The following is a 16,323-nucleotide window of genomic DNA, read 5'->3' on the forward strand; positions in this document are numbered from 1 at the left end:
AAGAAGAGGAAGAGATGAGAAGGCGTCAGCCCTTGACGCTGCTGGAGGTCACGCCTTCGACGAACTGCTTCTGCAGCACGAAGTAGACGATCAACGGCACGAGGAACGACACCGTCGCGCCCGCCATGATGATCCCGTAGTCGGTGAGCAGACGCCCCTGCAGCTTGGCGACCGCGAGGGTGACGGTCTGCATCCGGTCGTTCGTGATGGAGACGAGCGGCCAGAGAAAGTCGTTCCAGGTGGTCAAGAACGTGAAGATGGTCAGCGCGACGATCACCGGCTTCATAGAGGGCAGCACGATCCGGAAGAACAGCTGCATCTCGCTGGCGCCGTCGATACGCGCCGCCTCGAGCATCTCGTCCGGAATGGACGACATGAACTGGCGGATGAGGAAGACCCCGAAGGCGTTGATCACCGGAAGGAACAGTGACACCCAGGTGTTGAGCAGACCCAGATCACGCATGATCGTGAACAGCGGGATGAGCGTGACCTGTGCGGGGACCATCATCGTGGCCACGTACAACCAGAACAGCGCCTCCGACCCCGGGAAGGGACGCTTTGCGAAGGCATAGGCGGCGAACGAGCACACGATCGCGTTGACGACACAGGCAAGCACGACCACGCCGATGCTGGTGACCAACGCAGCCCCGAACCCGTTCTCGGTGAACAACCGCACGTAGTTCGACAGCTCGAGCTTGGCGGGGTCGAGAAAGATGGTGATGACGTTCGTACGCTGCAGCGATGTCACCACCATGAAGGCGAACGGCAGCAACGCCATCAGGCAGAACACGATCAGCACGGTGGCAGCGATGCTGTCTGCGAGCCGGGGCCATCCGCGCCCCTGCGGTCGGCGCGATTCTCGTCGCAGTGCCGCCTTGTCAACGACGACCGATGAGCGGGTCGTGACCTCGACGATGTCAGTCTTCATTGCTCTTGAGCACCTTCCGCTGGACGACCGCGATGATCAGGATCAGGGCGAACAGCACCGCCGCCATGGCGCTCGCGTATCCCATCTGGAAGTTCTGGAACCCCGCACGGAAGATCATCATGACGATGGTCGTCGTGGCACCGCCGGGACCACCACCGGTCATCACGTAGACGAGGTCGAACACCTGGAACGACCAGATTGTGCCGAGAATGACCACCAGCAGGGTCACCGGGCGCAGGGACGGGATCGTCACGTGCCACAGCTGCCCGAAGCGCCCCGCGCCGTCGAGGCCGGACGCCTCGTACAGTTCGGCCGGAACGTCCATCATCCCGGCGTAGTAGATGACCAGAAAGTAGCCGATGTTCTTCCAGACCGTGACCAGGCCGACAACCCAGATCGCCAGGGTGGGGTCGCCGAGGAAGTTCACGCGCTCGAGCCCGAACGCCTCGAGGAACACGTTCACCGCGCCGTCGTTGGTGCCGAGGATCGTCCGCCAGACGACACCCACGACGACCAGGGAGCTCATCACCGGGATGAACAGAGTCGAGCGCACGATCGCGCCGAATCGGTTGCGGAAGCGTCTGGCCAGCACATCGGCGAGCAGCAGGGCGATCACGGTCTGCAGCGGCACCGAGATCAGCGTGTAGACGACGGTATTGCCCAGCGCCGCGGCGAACGCATCATCGTTGAGCAGCTTCGTGTAGTTGTCCGTGCCGACCCAGGTCGGTGATCCGAGCACGCTGTACTGCGTCATGCTGAAGTACAGCGACATCACGATGGGGATGATCACGACGACCATCAGGATCACCAGGCTGGGCAGCACGAAGGGCACTCCGACGTACTGCCCAGCCCGTTTTCCGGGGCGACGCCGTCGCTGGCGTGGTCTGACGGCGAACGCTGCGTCGTCCTTCACGACCGGCTCGCTCGCTCCGGCGCCTGCCCCGGTTCTCATCGTGCCTGCGCCAGTGCGGCGTCGCCCGCCTCGGCGGCGTCGGCGAGCGCCTGCTGCGGAGACTTCTGGCCGAGAACCATCTGCTGCAGGTTCTCGTACAGGGCGTTGTACACGCCGGCGCCACCGGCCGCGATCGGCAGCGAATGCAGAGACTCCGCCGATTCGGCATACGTCTCGGTGAACTTCGTCGGTTCGCTCTGCTCATCGGTCGCCACCGGCGGGTAGGCGACGATCTGCTGGTGGAACTCGGCCATCTGGTCACCACCGAGCAGGAAGGCAACGAGATCAGCGCACAGCTGCTTATCGGCGCAGGACTCGAACATCACAAGCGCGTCACTGGCCACGAACGTGCCCGCCTGCTTGCCTACGAGTCCCGGGACGAACTCAACGTTCATCTCGGTCTGCTCCAGGTCGGCCCACGTTCCGTCACTGCCGAAGAAGAATGCGGTCTCCCCCTCGTAGAAGGCGCTCTGCACTTCCTCCGGCGTGAGGCCGGAGACATCGGCGGGCATCAGGTCCTCGTCGAGCAGGGTCTTGAGGAACTCGGCGGCGGCGAGACCCGCGTCGCTGTTGAACGCCGTCGCCGTGCCCTCCTCGTTCAGAATCTCTCCGCCGGCCTGCCAGAGGAGCGGGAAGTAAGTCGCGTTGAGCATTCCGCGGTTCGGTGCGCCCCACTCCTGGTACAGCGGGGTGATGCCCGCTTCGTGCAGGGTTCGGGCATCGTCGAGGAATTCGTCCCATGTCGTTGGGACCTCGTCGATGCCTGCAGAGGCGAGCAGGTCCATGTTCCCCCACAGCAGTCGGATGCCGCCGACGACGAAGGGCATGGCGTACTGGCTGCCGTCGACCTTTCCCTGGTCGAGGTACAGCATCTTCGACGTGGTCTCTTCGGAGAGGTGATCATCGAACGGCGCGAGTGCTCCGTTCGACACGTAGTCACCCATCATCTCGGTGTACATGTAGCCGACGTCGGGCCCCTGTCCACTGGAGACACCCGTGAGGTACTTCTCCTCGTAGCTGGCCCAGGGGACCAGGGTGACATTGACCTCGACGCCGTGTTCTTCTTCGAACGGGGCAAGGATGCTTCGCCAGGTCGCGGCCTCCTCGTCGGCTGTTGCCGCGGCGAAGGTGGTGGGCATCCACACTTCGAGAGCCTTGTCAGCGGCCGCGCCGTCCGTCGTACAAGCAGCCAGTGCAGTCAGAGCGCCGACGCATGTGACTGCGGCGATCGTCCGGTACTTCATGTTCATGCGGCAAACCAATCTCTTCATCGGGGTCAGTCGCCATCGCGGCGATGCGAGCGCGTCGGTGCTCACGCATCATTCATATCATAAACCACTTTATTAATGTGACTTTTCTTATAGATCGACGCCTTCCCGAGAACAAGAAACCGCGTGGCGCCCTCGGGCACCACGCGGTTCTCAGAGAAGAGTGCGGGTCAGATCTCGCCGTGGGCGAGCCGCACGATGCGCGTCAGCTGGTCGGGGTCGGTCTCGGGCGGAACGCCGTGGCCGAGGTTGAGGATGTGCCCCTTGGCGCCGCGCCCGCGCGCGATGACGTCGCGCACGTGCGCTTCGAGCACCGGCCACGGCGCCTGCAACAGTGCCGGGTCGATGTTTCCCTGCACGGCCACGTCCGGGCCGACGATGCGGATCGCCTCATCCAAGGGCATCCGCCAGTCGACACCGACGCCATCGACGATCCCACCGAGACGCATGTCGTCCAGGAACGGCCCCGTTCCGACACCGAAGTGGATGCTGGGCAGACCGATGCCGTCGAGCGCGGCGTGCGAGTGCGGGGCGATGTGCGCACGGTAGTCGGCGGGACTCAGAGAACCGGCCCACGAATCGAACAGCTGCACCACGGACGCGCCGGCGTCGCGCTGGATCTCAAGGAACCGGCGCGAGATGCGCGAGAGCCAGCCGGCCAGGGCGTTCCACGAGTCAGGGTCGGCGTGCATCATCGCGCGGGCACGCAGGTGCTCCTTCGACGGACCACCCTCGATCAGATACGCGGCGAGGGTGAAGGGCGCGCCGGCGAATCCGATCAGAGGCTTGTCGCCGAGCTCGGCCACCGTCAGGCGGACAGCTTCAGCGATCGCCGTGCCATCGAGGTCAGCCGGGTCGATCTGTGTGATGCGCGCGACGTCGTCAACGGTGCGCACGGGGTTGGCGAACACCGGGCCGCGACCGGGCTCGATCTCGACCTCGACACCGGCCAGACGCAGCGGGATGACGATGTCACTGAAGAACACGGCGGCGTCGACATCGTGGCGTCGCACCGGCTGCAGCGTGATCTCGGCAGCCATATCGGGGGTGAGGCACGCATCCAGCATCCGCGTGCCGACGCGCAACTCGCGGTACTCGGGCAGGGACCGCCCCGCCTGACGCATGAACCAGACCGGGGTGCGCTCGGGCTTGTCTCCGGCGAGCGCGCGTAGCAGATCACTCATGCGCCTATCGTGGCATCCGCTCCTATGCGTCCGCCGGTCGCCAAGCTCGTTCAAAGATGAGAGGGGTACACTCCCCTTCGTGCTGTTCTGCGTCACGGCCAGTCACAAGACGGCCTCCTTCGATCTGCTCGAACGCCTCAGCCGCACCCCCGACACCGTCGCACCCAACCTGGTGGATGCCGGTGCGCAGGGCGCGGTCGTGCTGGCGACGTGCAACCGCTTCGAGGCGTACATCGAAGCGGACGACTTCGAGCAGCACACCGTTGTCGAGGCGGTCGCGCTGGCCACGGGCATCCCGGCGACCGACCTGCACGGGTCGTCACGCGTCATCGGCGATCGCCACGTCGCCGAGCATCTGTTCGCCGTGGCGTCGGGACTGGAGTCGGTCGTCTCGGGTGAGGGCGAGATCGCCGGTCAGGTGCGCCGTGCATTGACCGTCGCCCGCGAGGCGGGCACCACGTCATCCGAGCTGGAGCGCCTGTTCCAGCGCGCCAGCCAGGCCCAGCGCAAAGTCAAGAACGTCACCGCTTTGCACCGCGCCGGCCGTTCGCTGGTGCGTCTCTCGCTCGAGCTCGCCGACAGTCGCATCGCCGACTGGGCCGCCGAGCGGGTGCTGCTGGTCGGCACGGGTGAATATGCGGCCGTCACGCTGGCGACGCTGCGCGAACGCGGCGCCGTCGACATCTCGGTGTACTCGCCGTCGGGCCGCGCCGAGCTGTTCGCGAAGAAGTACGGCATCACACCGGTGTTCGATGACGAGTACGCCGCTGTCGCCCAGCGGTCGACGTTGCTGATCACGTGCACCACCGCGACCGAGCCCGTGCTCGGCCCGGCGCAGTTCGCGCGCAACGGGAACGAGGCGGGCGCAGGTTGCCCGATGGGTCCGATGGCGGCGGATGCCCCGCATTCGCAGCTGGTGATTGACCTGGGCATGCCCCGCAACGTCGACCTCACCGTCGCACAGCTCGAAGGCGTCGCGCTGCTCGATCTTGAGACCATCCGCCTGCACGCACCGCTGGAGGAGCTGCAGGCCACCGATGCCGCCCGCGTCGTGGTGCGCGAGGCCGCCGAGAGCTTCCACCTCGACGGGTCACGCCAGAGCGTCACCCCGTCGGTCGTCGCGTTCCGCACGCACATCTTCGGGCTGCTCGAAGCCGAGATCGATCGCGCGCGCCGCCGCGGCGACGAAGACGGACTGGTCGAGCAGGCGATGCGCCACCTCGCCGGCGTGCTGCTGCACACGCCCACCACGCGCGCGCACGAGCTGGCCGCCGAGGGGCGCGGCGCCGAGTTCGCCGCGGCGATGCAGACGCTGTACGGCCTCGGGCCGGATGCTGGCGCCGACGCCACGGTGACCGCCATCGCCTGATCGACTGCGAGCTCTTCGCGGGTGCTCGGGCGTGCGCTTCGCGCGGATTTGTGCGCTAACTGTATGGGGCCAAGACGTTGCTGACGTGTGATGGTGTTGTGGATGCCGGCGGCCTACCGCCGTGGGGCCGGTGGTAGTTGTAGTGCAGGTTCCAGGTCTCGAGCGCCTTCTCTCGTTGGCGTTCTGAGCGCATTGCGGTGGCTGTTCACCGCGCGATCGCTCCGGGTTTATCTGCTGTCGTGTTCATGATGGCGGTCAAGGAGGCGGTAAGGACGGATCGGTCTTTGCCTGCGACCCATGCGGTGCGCGGGCCGTGGCGGTATTCGACGAGGGTGATGGCGTCGCTGTCATTGCCGGCGCTGGTGCTGGCCTGGTGAAGGTTCAATATCTCGACCGGGAATCCACGCTGCTCGAGCGCTGCGGTGAGTGCTTCGACAGGCCCGACACCATCGTGTGTGGTGGTGTGCTCGATGCCGCCAGCCCGGAGCGTGATGGTGGTGTTCTGGTCGGTCGTGTCGTATCCGACGAGTTCGATGGGGGCATCGGCCCGAGTGGCGAGGTACGTGGCGTTGAAGATGCTCCAGAGCTGTTCGGCGGTGACTTCGCTGCCGGTCTCGTCGGTGTGTTGTTGGACGTGGCGGGCGAAGTCGATCTGGAGGCGGCGCGGGAGTTCAATCCCGTACTCGGCCTCCAGCAAGTAGGCGATGCCGCCTTTGCCGGATTGTGAGTTCACGCGGATCACGGCGTCGTAGTTACGTCCGATGTCGGCCGGGTCGATGGGCAGGTACGGGACCCGCCACGCGATCTCCGACTCAGGTCGGCCCTCTGCGGCGGAGCGGGTGCGGTGTTCGGCGAAGCCCTTCTTGATTGCGTCCTGGTGGGTGCCGGAGAAAGCGGTGTGGACGAGATCGCCGACGTAGGGGTGACGGGGGTGGATCTCGGTGCGGTTGCAGTGCTCGACGGTGCGTCGAATCTCGTCAATGTCGGAGAAGTCGATCATCGGGTCGATGCCCTGCGCATGTAGGTTTAGAGCGAGGGTGGCGAGGTCGACGTTCCCGGTGCGTTCGCCGTTGCCGAAGATGCAGCCCTCAACTCGTTGCGCACCGGCGAGGACTGCGAGCTCGGCGCACGCAACACCGGTGCCGCGGTCGTTGTGGGGGTGCACCGAGAGGATCACGGCATCGCGGCGGGCGAGGTTCTTGTGCATGTACTCGATCTGGTCGGCATACACGTTCGGTGTCGCGATCTCCACGGTCGCCGGAAGATTCAGGATTACCGGGCGCTCCGGCGCAGCATCCCACAGGGTGGTCATCGAGTCGCAAACGTCGAGAACGTAATCGGGTTCGGTGAGGTTGAATACCTCGGGCGAGAACTCGAACCTGACGTTCGGCAGGTGCCCTGCGAACTCGATCACGTCCCGGCCGCCTGACAAGATCAGCGCTTTCAAACTGTCGCGGTCCTGGCCGAGGACGAGTGCGCGCCAGGTGGGGGCGGTGGCGGTGTACATGTGGATCACGACGGGATTGCGCATGCCGCGGATGGACTCCACGGTGCGCCTGATCAGATCGCGCCGCGCCGGGGTGAAGACCACAATTGTGACGTCGTCGGGTGCGATGTCAGTTTCGGCGACGAGGCGGACAAAGTCGTAGTCCGTCTGCGAGGCCGACGGGTACCCGACCTCGATCTCTTTGTAGCCCATCGCGACCATCAGCTCGAAGAAGCGCCGTTTGCGGGTTGGGTCCATCGGCTCGGCCAGAGCTTGGTTCCCGTCGCGCAGGTCCACCGGCACCCACAGCGGTGCTGTCGTCAGCCGGTTGGCGGGCCAGTCACGGGTAGTGAGCGGCAACGAGACGCGGGAGTACACGTCCTGGTAGCGGTGAGAAGGCATCTGCGAGTGCCGTTGGCGGTTCCACGTTGGCGCTTCGCCCGGGATAGGGCCTGCGGGGGTGGCGAGGGTCGGGAAGGTGCTGCTGGTCATGGTCAGGTTCCTGTCCGGAGCGTTCAGAAGTAGTCGACCGGCGCGCGTTGCGGCCCCACGTCGGGGAGCCGGTCTGGCTAGGCCCCGCCGTGGCGGCGAAGGAGGAGGAACCAGGAGTTGAACACGGGTCGAAACTATCACAACTCCTCAGACAAGTAGAGAAGTGACGTTTGATGGGAGAATGGCCGCATGACAATGGTGCGCCGCGAATCCCTCGCCGAGCGGGCCGCCGAGCTTCTCATCACTCGCATCCGGGGTGGGGAATGGGAGATCGGTGGGAAGCTGCCGGGCGAGACGACGCTCGCTCCGCAACTCGGCGTCGGGCGGTCAACGGCGCGGGAGGCGATCCGCATCCTCGCCGGGCGCGGCATCCTCGCCACTCGCCAAGGATCCGGTGTGTTCGTCACCGCCACCGACATCCCTGAAAGCTGGGATGCTCTCCTAGAGCGTGCCGATATCGTCGCGGTCATCGAGGCGAGGACCGCGATCGAGGTCGAAGCAGCCTCGCTTGCCGCCGAACGTCACACGTTCGCGGAGCTGAAGGCCCTACGCGCTGCGCTAGACGAGCGAGAACAACACCGCTCTGGCATCGGAGAGCACGTGGAGACCGACATGGCGTTCCATCGCGCCATCATCGTCGCGGCGCAGAGCCCGGTCCTCTTGGAACTCTTCAATAGCTTCGCGCCCCGCAGCCGACAAGCGATGACCGACATGCTCCGCCTTCGAGGCCACCACGGAGATGACGTCGACCAGGGAGTCCACGAACGCATCTACGACGCAATCGCCTCACATGACGTCGAAGCCGCCGCCGGGCTGACCCGCGCCCACCTCCAAGCGCTCAAGGAACTGCTCAACTAACCCCTGTCAACAACCTCATGGCCAACAACGGCCAACCCTGGGCGGATGCGTGATCAATCGCCAGCTGTCTCGGCGAGGAGCGAGGTGATCACGACGCGAACACGTGGCAGTTCGACGGTGAGCGTGGCCCACACCGCGTCGTAGTCAGTCGCCTCGTAGTGATGCGCAAGCCGATCGCGCATGCGCTTGATACTCGACCAGGGAACCTGCGGGTTCGCAACAATCGTCTCGGCGCTCAACCGTGCAACGTTCTCGCCGATCTTGATGATGATCGATTCGGCGGCCAGACCGGGGATGTTCAACTCATCTGACGCGCACCAGTCGCGTCCTCGCTCGGCGAGTCGGGTGCCGTCATGGCATAGTCGGACAATCTCGCACAGGGCTCGTTCGTCCCGCTCGTTCATGCAGCCACCGCTGACTGGCGAATCGGATGATCCATGGGGAGCCCGCCGTCAGTGACCACGTCCACGGGGACGCCGAGCAGCTCTTCCGCCGCGATGGTGAACTCGGCGATCGCCAGCAACCCGATGTTCGGAGAGCGGGTGACGAGGATGTCGAGATCGCTCTCCGTCGTGTCCGTTCCCTGGCCAACGGATCCGAACACGCGAATGTTGCTCAGCCCAAATTCCGACGCGAGATCCTTGAGCTCGTCACGATGCCGTTCGAGCGCCTCGCGCGGCAGCGGGCGCATGGCCGCCTGCAATCGGTCGACCATGGCAGCCGAGGGGTGTCGCCGCCCCGACTCGTATGCAGCGATGTTCGGTTGCGCAACACCACTGCGCGCCGCGAGCTGCGCTTGGCTGAGCCCCGCCCGCTCGCGCAATTCGCGCAGCGATTCTCCCATATCTCGATGATATGGCCCGGTGGAGTTCGATGGAAGAGCAAGGGCGCGGGCGCCGAGTGGATCATGACCTCGACGACGTCCCGCCGCCCGGAACCCGGTAGGCGCACCCATATCTGTCACGCGGGGCGGGCAAGCCGCACAGAGCTTCCGCCTCGACCGTTCGCGCCAGAGTGCGACCCCGTCGACCGTCACGTTCCGCACGCACATCTTCGGACTGCTCGAAGCTGACACAGACACGAATGGCACACTGGTCGTATGGCCCTTCACATCACCGGAGACACCGCCGCCGACACCCTGCTCACCGAGAACCCGCTCGCTCTGCTGGTGGGAATGCTGCTCGACCAGCAGGTTCCCATGGAGACCGCGTTCGCTGGCCCGCTCAAGATCGAACAGCGCACCGGAGCGACGGATGCCGAAGCGATCGCCGGCATGGACCCGGATGCCTTCCTCGAAGCGTTCAAGCAGACGCCGGCCGTGCATCGCTTTCCCGGTTCGATGGCGGCACGGGTGCAGACGCTCTGCCAGACTCTCGTCGATGAATGGGGCGGCGACGCTGCCGCGCTGTGGACTCAGGGGAACCCCGACGGCGCCGAAGTTCTCAAGCGCCTGAAGAAGCTGCCGGGCTTCGGTGAGCAGAAGGCCAAGATCTTCCTTGCCCTGCTCGGCAAGCAGTACGGTTTCACCGGCGCGGGCTGGCGGGAGGCATCCGCTCCCTACGGCGAAGAGGGCGCCTACCGCAGCGTCGCCGACATCGTCTCGCCCGAGTCGCTCACCCAGGTGCGCGAGCACAAGAAGGCGATGAAGGCCGCCGCGAAGGCGGCGAAGCCATGAAGCCGACCGGGGGTGACGTCGCGGAGTTCATCGCGGAGGTGAGCCCTGCGAAACGGCAACGGGATGCTGAGACACTGACGGCCATGCTGCAGGAGGTCTCGGGCCGCGAGCCCGTGCTGTGGGGAACGATCGTGGGGTTCGGCAGCTGCCACTATCGGTACCCGACCGGCAACGAGGGCGATATGCCGTTGCTGGCGTTCGCTCCGCGCAGGGCCGCCTCGACCATCTACCTGGAGTCGACGGCCGCGCACGCCGACGCGCTGGGCCGGCTGGGCCCGCACACGACCGGCGTCGGCTGCCTCTACATCAAGGACCTCGAAACAGTGGATCTCGACGTCCTCCGCGGCATCCTCACCGCGTCGTTGCAGTGGTCCGAGAACGGCGGCGGCGAGTACGCGACGATCACCGTCACCGGCTGACGCCATCCACCGCCGCGTGCGGGATGCCGTCGCGTCGGCCATCAGACGAGCGCGGCTACGCCGACGCCTCGGTAGCCGTCACGGGTTGTTGCGACGCAAGGGCGATCGCCAAGACGCCGAGGAAGGTCATCGCGGCGGCGTGGATAAGACCACCGAAGGCCAGGAGGACGTAGTACCCCGTTGATGCGGTGAGCACCTGGGCGGCATTCAGCACCGCCTCGAGCAGCGGCACGACGACCACAGCGATCAAAGCCCACAGCGGAGCCCAGCGCCACCGCGGCGGCACCACCCCGGCGCGCGCGATCTGCACCACCGCGATGGCCGCGAGCATGACCGCGACGACCGGAACGACCGTGTCGACGATCATGATCCCGAGCAGATCGTCGACCTCGGGCGACGGCCCGAACAGCATCGCCCCCCACATCGGGGCCAGGAGCTGCCACACCGCCAGAGCGATAATCGCGCCGGTCCCGAGCGGTTGACGCCCCGTGACGCTTCCGGCGCGGCCGAGTCCGATCGCGAACACGACAGCCCCAGCCCCGAACAGCACATTGGGCACCCAGCCCGTCAACAGACCGGGAACGGCCGGCTGGCTGCAGCCGACAAGGACGTACGCCACGAACAGCACCCCGCCGAGCAGCCACGTGCGTCGGCGGGCGCGAAGGTCATCGGTCAGGGGGTGGGCGGAAGACATCCGCCCACCCTAGTGCCGTTCGCGTTCTGTTGTCAGGCCCGGGAGAGACGCTCGGCTTCCTTCGCGGCGACGATCTTGCGCAGCCCCGAGCTGGAGAAGCGGTGGTTGCGGCTGTTGAAGTACAGCTCGATGCCGGCCTGCTCGCAGTACTCGCGGCCGGTGAAGTCACGGTCGATGTACTCATCGCCAACGATGCGCACATCGAGCTTGAACGAGCGCAGGATGTCTTCGAGGTCCTGCTCGGTCGAGTACGGCACGATCTCGTCGACGTATTCGCACCCGCGCAGCTGAATGTAGCGCTCGACGACCGTCTGGGTCGGCGCGTTCTTCTCGGGCCGGTCGAGGGTCGGATCCATCTGCAGACCGCAGATCAGATAATCGCACTGCCGCTTCGCCTCGGCGAGCATCATGATGTGCCCGGCGTGCAGCAGATCGAAGGTAGAGAAGGTGATCCCCACCCGCGGTCCCGGATTGTAGTCCTGGTGCTTCTTGGGCGCTTCGTCCGTCATAGCGGTCCTTTCAGATCGTGCCGTGATGAGTCTATGCGGCCGCACGACAGGCGTTGCTGAGCGTAGCCCCGGTACCGATGCCGGCGTGCTAGCGTCTGCCGAGATCCGATCGCTTCCCGGCGCTGAGAAAGGTCGACTATGCCCGCGTTCTCCTCCCCCGACGCACCGCTGCGCTTCGGCGCCAACTACACCCCGTCGAAGGAGTGGATGCACTCCTGGCTCTCGCTCGATCTCGATGCCGTGCGTCGAGACTTCGCGGGCCTTGCCGAGCTCGGTCTCGATCACGTGCGTGTCTTTCCGCTGTGGCCGGTGCTGCAGCCCAACCGCACCCTGATCCGCGATGAGGCCGTCGCCGACGTGCGTGCCGTGGTCGACGTCGCCGCGGAGTTCGGGCTCGACGCCAGCGTCGACGTCATCCAGGGGCACCTGTCGAGTTTTGACTTCGTGCCGTCCTGGCTGTTCACCTGGCACGACAAGAACATGTTCACCCACCCTGACGCGCTCAGCGGACAGGTGGCGCTGGTCGAGCGCCTGGGCGCGGCACTCGGCGACGCGGGCAACTTCCTCGGGTTCACCCTCGGCAACGAGACCAATCAGTTCTCGGCGCGCAATCACCCGCATCCGTGGCCCGTGACCGAGTCCGACGCCGCCCACTGGATCACCACGCTGCTCGATGCCGCCGAGCGTTCCGCACCCGACCAGCCGCACGTGCACAGCGAGTACGACGCCGCCTGGTACATGGACGGCCACGGCTTCACCCCCGCGCTCGCGTCACGGTTGGGTGCCATGACGACCGTGCACTCGTGGATCTTCAACGGCACCGCTCAGCGCTACGGCGGCCGGTCGGTAGCATCCGATCGCCACGCCGAGTACATGATCGAGCTCTCACGCGCCTTCCAAACCGACGCGCGGCGACCGATCTGGCTGCAGGAGGTCGGTGCGCCGTCGAACTGCCTGAGCACCGATGAGATGCCCGACTTTCTCGAAGCGACCGTGCGCAGCGCGGCGCGCACCGAGAACCTGTGGGGCGTCACCTGGTGGTGCTCGCACGATGTCAGCCGCGCGTTGGCCGACTACCCCGAGCTGGAGTACTCGCTGGGGCTGATCGACAACGATGGCGCCGCCAAGCCCATCGGGCGCCGCTTCGCCGAGATCATCCCCGAGCTGCGCGAGCGCCCGAGCGCCCCGGCGCGGTCGCTGGGCATCGTCGTCGAGGTGGACGAGGGTGATGTGCCTGTCAGCCGCGCGGCGCTCAGCCCCGGCGGTGCCGTGTTCGAGGCGTGGGTGCAGGCCTGCGCATCGGGTGCGGATGCGACGTTCGTCACCTCGACCGATGCGGCGGATGCCGCCCTGCTCGCCCGCCGTGGCATCACCGAGCTGCTGGTCCCGGACTCCGCCGACGGCGTGGGCACCTACTCGTCGAACAACACCGTCGTCTGAGTAGGCTCGACCTCACACCCGCGACAAGGAGGACGCGATGCACGAAGAGACCTCGCTCACGGTCGGGCGGGTGACGCGGGTGCTCGCAGAGCGCGTGCGCCCGGCGATCCACTCGACTCGTGTCCCGCTGCAGATCGCTGCTCATTCCCTGCCCGGTGAGCCGATCGCTCCGGCGGAGGGCCTCGCACTGGACTACGAGCCGTTCGCCGCGGGCGGCTTGTGGGGGCCGGCGTGGGGCACGACGTGGTTCCGGGTACGCGGCGAGGTGCCAGCGCAGTGGGCGGGCAAGAAGGTCGAGGCCCTGATCGACCTCGGATTCGACGTGAACATGACCGGGTTCCAGTGCGAGGCCCTCGCCTACCGCCCAGACGCAACGCCGATCAAGAGCCTCAATCCGCGCAACCAGTGGTTGCCGGTGGATGCTGAGGCGGGCGGGTCGGTCGAGTTCTACCTGGAGGGTGCCTCAAACCCGGTGCTGCTCGACTACCACCCGTTCCTGCCGACGCAGGAGGGCGACGTCCTCACCTCGTCACCCGAGCCGCTGTACCGCGTGCGGCACATGGACCTCGCCGTGTTCGAGCCCGAGGTGTTCGAGCTCTCGCTCGACCTCGAGGTGCTGCTGGAGTTGCAGGGTGAGTTGCCCGAGACGTCTCCGCGGCGCATGCGCGTGTTGCAGGCGCTTGACGACGCGCTCGATGCGTTGGATCTGCAGCGCATCGTCGAAACGGCGTCGGATGCCCGCGCGCACCTGGCCGGGGTGTTGGCATCTCCTGCCGAGGCGAGTGCGCACCGCATCGCCGCCATCGGGCACGCGCATATCGATTCGGCCTGGCTGTGGCCAGTGCGCGAGACGATCCGCAAGGTCGCCCGCACCACCTCGTCGATGACGGCACTGCTGGAGGATGATCCCGACTTCCGGTACGGGATGTCGAGCGCGCAGCAGTACGCGTGGATCAAGCAGCATCGCCCCGAGGTGTGGGAGCGGGTGCGTGAGGCCGTGGCTGAGGGCCGGTTCGTGCCGCTGGGCGGCATGTGGGTCGAGTCCGACACGGTGATGCCGACCGGTGAGTCGCTGGTGCGCCAGTTCGCGTACGGTCAGCGGTTCTTCGAGCGCGAGTTCGGCATCCGCTCGAAGGGGGTGTGGTTGCCCGACAGCTTCGGATACTCCCCCGCACTGCCGCAGTTGATGCGTCGGGCCGGGTTCGAGTGGTTCTTCACGCAGAAGATCTCGTGGAACCAGCGCAACGTCTTTCCGCACCACTCGTTCCTGTGGGAGGGCATCGACGGGTCGCGCATGTTCACGCATTTCCCACCGATGGACACCTACAACGCGCAGCTGAGCGGCTCCGAGGTGGCCAAGGCGTCCCGCCAGTTCAAAGAGAACCGGGTCGCGTCGATGTCGATCGCCCCGGTCGGTTGGGGTGACGGCGGCGGCGGAACGACCCGCGAGATGACGGGGAAGGCCGCCCGTCTGGCCGATCTGGAGGGCTCGGCGAAGGTCGAGTGGAAGCATCCGGACGCGTTCTTCGCTGAGGCGCGCGCAGAGCTGACCGACCCGGCCGTCTGGGTCGGCGAGCTCTACCTCGAGCTGCACCGCGGCACGCTCACCAGCCAGCACGCCACCAAGGCGCTGCACCGCTGGGCCGAGCAGGCGCTGATCGAGGCGGAGCTGTGGGCGGCGACCGCCGCCGTGCAGCGCGGCACCGCGTACGACTACGACGCGTTCGACCGCCTGTGGCAGGTCGTGCTGCTGCACGAGTTCCATGACATCCTGCCCGGCACGTCGATCGCGTGGGTGCACCGCGAGGCCGTCGAGGCGCTGGGAGATGTGATCTCGGATGCCGAAGATCTGTCTGCCGCGGCGCGCCGCGCCCTGGCCGGCCACGGCGATCGGCTGCTGCGATTCACCCCGTCGTCGGTGCGAGGGGCATCCGATGACCGCCCGCTCGGCGCGACCGCCGTCTCAGAGACGGACTCCGGTCATGCGCCCGCCACGCTGACCGAACAGGCCGACGGCTTCGTGCTCGCCAACGATCTCGTCACGGTCACCGTCTCGCACGACGGTCTGATCGTCTCGGCGATTGACAAGGCCACGGGCCGCGAGACGATCCCCGCAGGGTCGCCTGCGAACCTGTTCCAGCTGCACCAGGACTTCCCGAACATGTGGGACGCATGGGACATCGACCGGTACTACCGCAACCGCGTCGAGGACCTCACCGCGGTCTCGTCGATCGACACGTCGGTGCTGAACGGTGTTGCCTCGGTCATCGTGCGGCGCGAGTTCTCGCAGTCCACGATCGAGCAGACCATCCTTCTGCGGCCTGGCTCACGCACCGTTCTGCTGCTGAACGACATCGACTGGCACGAAACCGAGAAGCTGCTCAAACTCGCCTTCCCCCTCGACCTGTTCGCCCGAGAGACCCTCGCCGAGACGCAGTTCGGCTTTCAGCGCCGCGTCACCCATGTGAACACCAGCTGGGAGGCGGCGAAGTTCGAGACCTCGATGCACCGGTTCGTACTCGCACAGGAGGACGACGGGTTCGGCGCCGCGCTCGTGAACGACTCGATCTACGGCTACGACACCTCGCGCGACGTCGACGGTGACGATGTCACCACGACGATCCGGTTGTCGCTGCTGCGGGCGCCGCGCTTTCCCGATCCCGAGACCGACCACGGCGCGCACCAGATCGAGGTCGGGTTCGTGATCGGAGCGGATGCCGCCATCGCGACCGCCGAGGGCATCCGCCTCAACGCAATGCCGACACTGATGCGCGGGGCGCACGAGGTCGAACCCCTCGTGGCGGTGTCAGGCGAGGGCATCGTCGTGTCGTCGGTGAAGCTGGCCGATGACCGCTCGGGCGACGTCATCGTGCGGGTGTACGAGTCGCTCGGGCGCCGTGCCCGCGGCATCCTGTCGGTCGGGTTCGCGCACTCGGGCATCCGCGAGGTCTCGCTGATCGAGGATGACCTCGACGACGCGCGTGTCGGCGGCGAGCTCGCGCTGCGTCCGTTCGAGGTGCGCACGATGCGCATCGTGCGCTGACGACGG

The 16,323-nt window shown here is 66.4% G+C and carries 15 protein-coding genes; 6 read left to right on the forward strand and 9 right to left on the reverse strand.

The window, feature by feature from the left end; genetic code table 11:
• Positions 1-25 precede the first annotated feature (25 nt).
• From PTQ19_RS14150 to hemE, 4 genes are all read right to left on the reverse strand, one after another.
• A complete protein-coding gene (locus tag PTQ19_RS14150; RefSeq protein WP_274367800.1) occupies positions 26-928 on the reverse strand; it encodes a carbohydrate ABC transporter permease in 903 nt (300 codons plus the stop codon).
• A complete protein-coding gene (locus PTQ19_RS14155; protein WP_206551045.1) occupies positions 918-1,880 on the reverse strand; it encodes a carbohydrate ABC transporter permease in 963 nt (320 codons plus the stop codon). Before PTQ19_RS14155 ends, PTQ19_RS14150 begins: the two co-directional genes overlap by 11 nt.
• Entirely contained in the window at positions 1,877-3,130 is a 1,254-nt protein-coding gene (locus tag PTQ19_RS14160) for an ABC transporter substrate-binding protein (protein ID WP_274367801.1), read from the reverse strand. Before PTQ19_RS14160 ends, PTQ19_RS14155 begins: the two co-directional genes overlap by 4 nt.
• A gap of 188 nt (positions 3,131-3,318) precedes the next feature.
• On the reverse strand, positions 3,319-4,332 hold the full coding sequence (hemE, locus tag PTQ19_RS14165) for a uroporphyrinogen decarboxylase (protein ID WP_274367802.1): 1,014 nt from the start codon (positions 4,330-4,332) through the stop codon (positions 3,319-3,321).
• Positions 4,333-4,411: 79 nt separating this feature from the next.
• Here hemE and PTQ19_RS14170 point away from each other — a divergent pair, with 79 nt between their 5' ends.
• Positions 4,412-5,701, forward strand: coding sequence for a glutamyl-tRNA reductase (locus PTQ19_RS14170; protein ID WP_274367803.1), 1,290 nt, complete (start codon positions 4,412-4,414; stop codon positions 5,699-5,701).
• Between the two features lie 205 nt (positions 5,702-5,906).
• On the opposite strand, the gene PTQ19_RS14180 is transcribed toward PTQ19_RS14170, so the two are convergent.
• Positions 5,907-7,679: a 2-isopropylmalate synthase gene (locus PTQ19_RS14180; protein ID WP_425313214.1), complete on the reverse strand. Its 1,773-nt coding sequence runs from the start codon at positions 7,677-7,679 to the stop codon at positions 5,907-5,909.
• Positions 7,680-7,868: 189 nt separating this feature from the next.
• On the opposite strand from PTQ19_RS14180, the gene PTQ19_RS14185 reads away from it, so the two are divergent.
• Positions 7,869-8,537 (forward strand): FadR/GntR family transcriptional regulator, encoded by a 669-nt coding sequence (locus PTQ19_RS14185; protein ID WP_274367804.1) that lies wholly within the window; start codon positions 7,869-7,871, stop codon positions 8,535-8,537.
• A gap of 53 nt (positions 8,538-8,590) precedes the next feature.
• Here the strand turns inward: PTQ19_RS14185 and PTQ19_RS14190 are convergent, their stop codons facing one another.
• Both PTQ19_RS14190 and PTQ19_RS14195 read right to left on the reverse strand, forming a co-directional pair.
• Entirely contained in the window at positions 8,591-8,941 is a 351-nt protein-coding gene (locus PTQ19_RS14190; RefSeq protein ID WP_274367805.1) for a HepT-like ribonuclease domain-containing protein, read from the reverse strand.
• Positions 8,938-9,381, reverse strand: coding sequence for a helix-turn-helix domain-containing protein (locus PTQ19_RS14195; protein ID WP_206821523.1), 444 nt, complete (start codon positions 9,379-9,381; stop codon positions 8,938-8,940). The genes PTQ19_RS14190 and PTQ19_RS14195 overlap by 4 nt, the downstream gene beginning before the upstream one ends.
• Before the next feature lie 255 nt (positions 9,382-9,636).
• On the opposite strand from PTQ19_RS14195, the gene PTQ19_RS14200 reads away from it, so the two are divergent.
• Together PTQ19_RS14200 and PTQ19_RS14205 are read left to right on the forward strand one after the other, a co-directional pair.
• Positions 9,637-10,212, forward strand: a complete 576-nt coding sequence (locus PTQ19_RS14200) for an HhH-GPD-type base excision DNA repair protein (RefSeq protein ID WP_179409775.1) — start codon at positions 9,637-9,639, stop codon at positions 10,210-10,212.
• Complete coding sequence (locus PTQ19_RS14205; RefSeq protein WP_274367806.1) at positions 10,209-10,631, forward strand: DUF1801 domain-containing protein; 423 nt, start codon at positions 10,209-10,211, stop codon at positions 10,629-10,631. The genes PTQ19_RS14200 and PTQ19_RS14205 overlap by 4 nt, the downstream gene beginning before the upstream one ends.
• 55 nt (positions 10,632-10,686) lie before the next feature.
• Here the strand turns inward: PTQ19_RS14205 and PTQ19_RS14210 are convergent, their stop codons facing one another.
• Positions 10,687-11,325 carry a hypothetical protein gene (locus PTQ19_RS14210; RefSeq protein ID WP_274367807.1) on the reverse strand — a complete coding sequence of 213 codons (639 nt, stop codon included), beginning with the start codon at positions 11,323-11,325 and terminating at the stop codon, positions 10,687-10,689.
• A 32-nt stretch (positions 11,326-11,357) separates the two neighbouring features.
• Positions 11,358-11,834, reverse strand: a complete 477-nt coding sequence (locus PTQ19_RS14215) for an adenylyltransferase/cytidyltransferase family protein (RefSeq protein ID WP_179409772.1) — start codon at positions 11,832-11,834, stop codon at positions 11,358-11,360.
• A 138-nt stretch (positions 11,835-11,972) separates the two neighbouring features.
• Between PTQ19_RS14215 and PTQ19_RS14220 the strand changes: the two genes are divergently transcribed.
• Together PTQ19_RS14220 and PTQ19_RS14225 are read left to right on the forward strand one after the other, a co-directional pair.
• Complete coding sequence (locus tag PTQ19_RS14220) at positions 11,973-13,274, forward strand: glycoside hydrolase 5 family protein (protein ID WP_274367808.1); 1,302 nt, start codon at positions 11,973-11,975, stop codon at positions 13,272-13,274.
• A 37-nt stretch (positions 13,275-13,311) separates the two neighbouring features.
• Positions 13,312-16,317, forward strand: coding sequence for an alpha-mannosidase (locus tag PTQ19_RS14225; RefSeq protein WP_274367809.1), 3,006 nt, complete (start codon positions 13,312-13,314; stop codon positions 16,315-16,317).
• Positions 16,318-16,323: the final 6 nt, after the last annotated feature.

The sequence above is a fragment of the Microbacterium esteraromaticum genome (assembly GCF_028747645.1).
In the GTDB taxonomy this organism is placed as follows: Bacteria; Actinomycetota; Actinomycetes; order Actinomycetales; family Microbacteriaceae; genus Microbacterium; species Microbacterium esteraromaticum_C.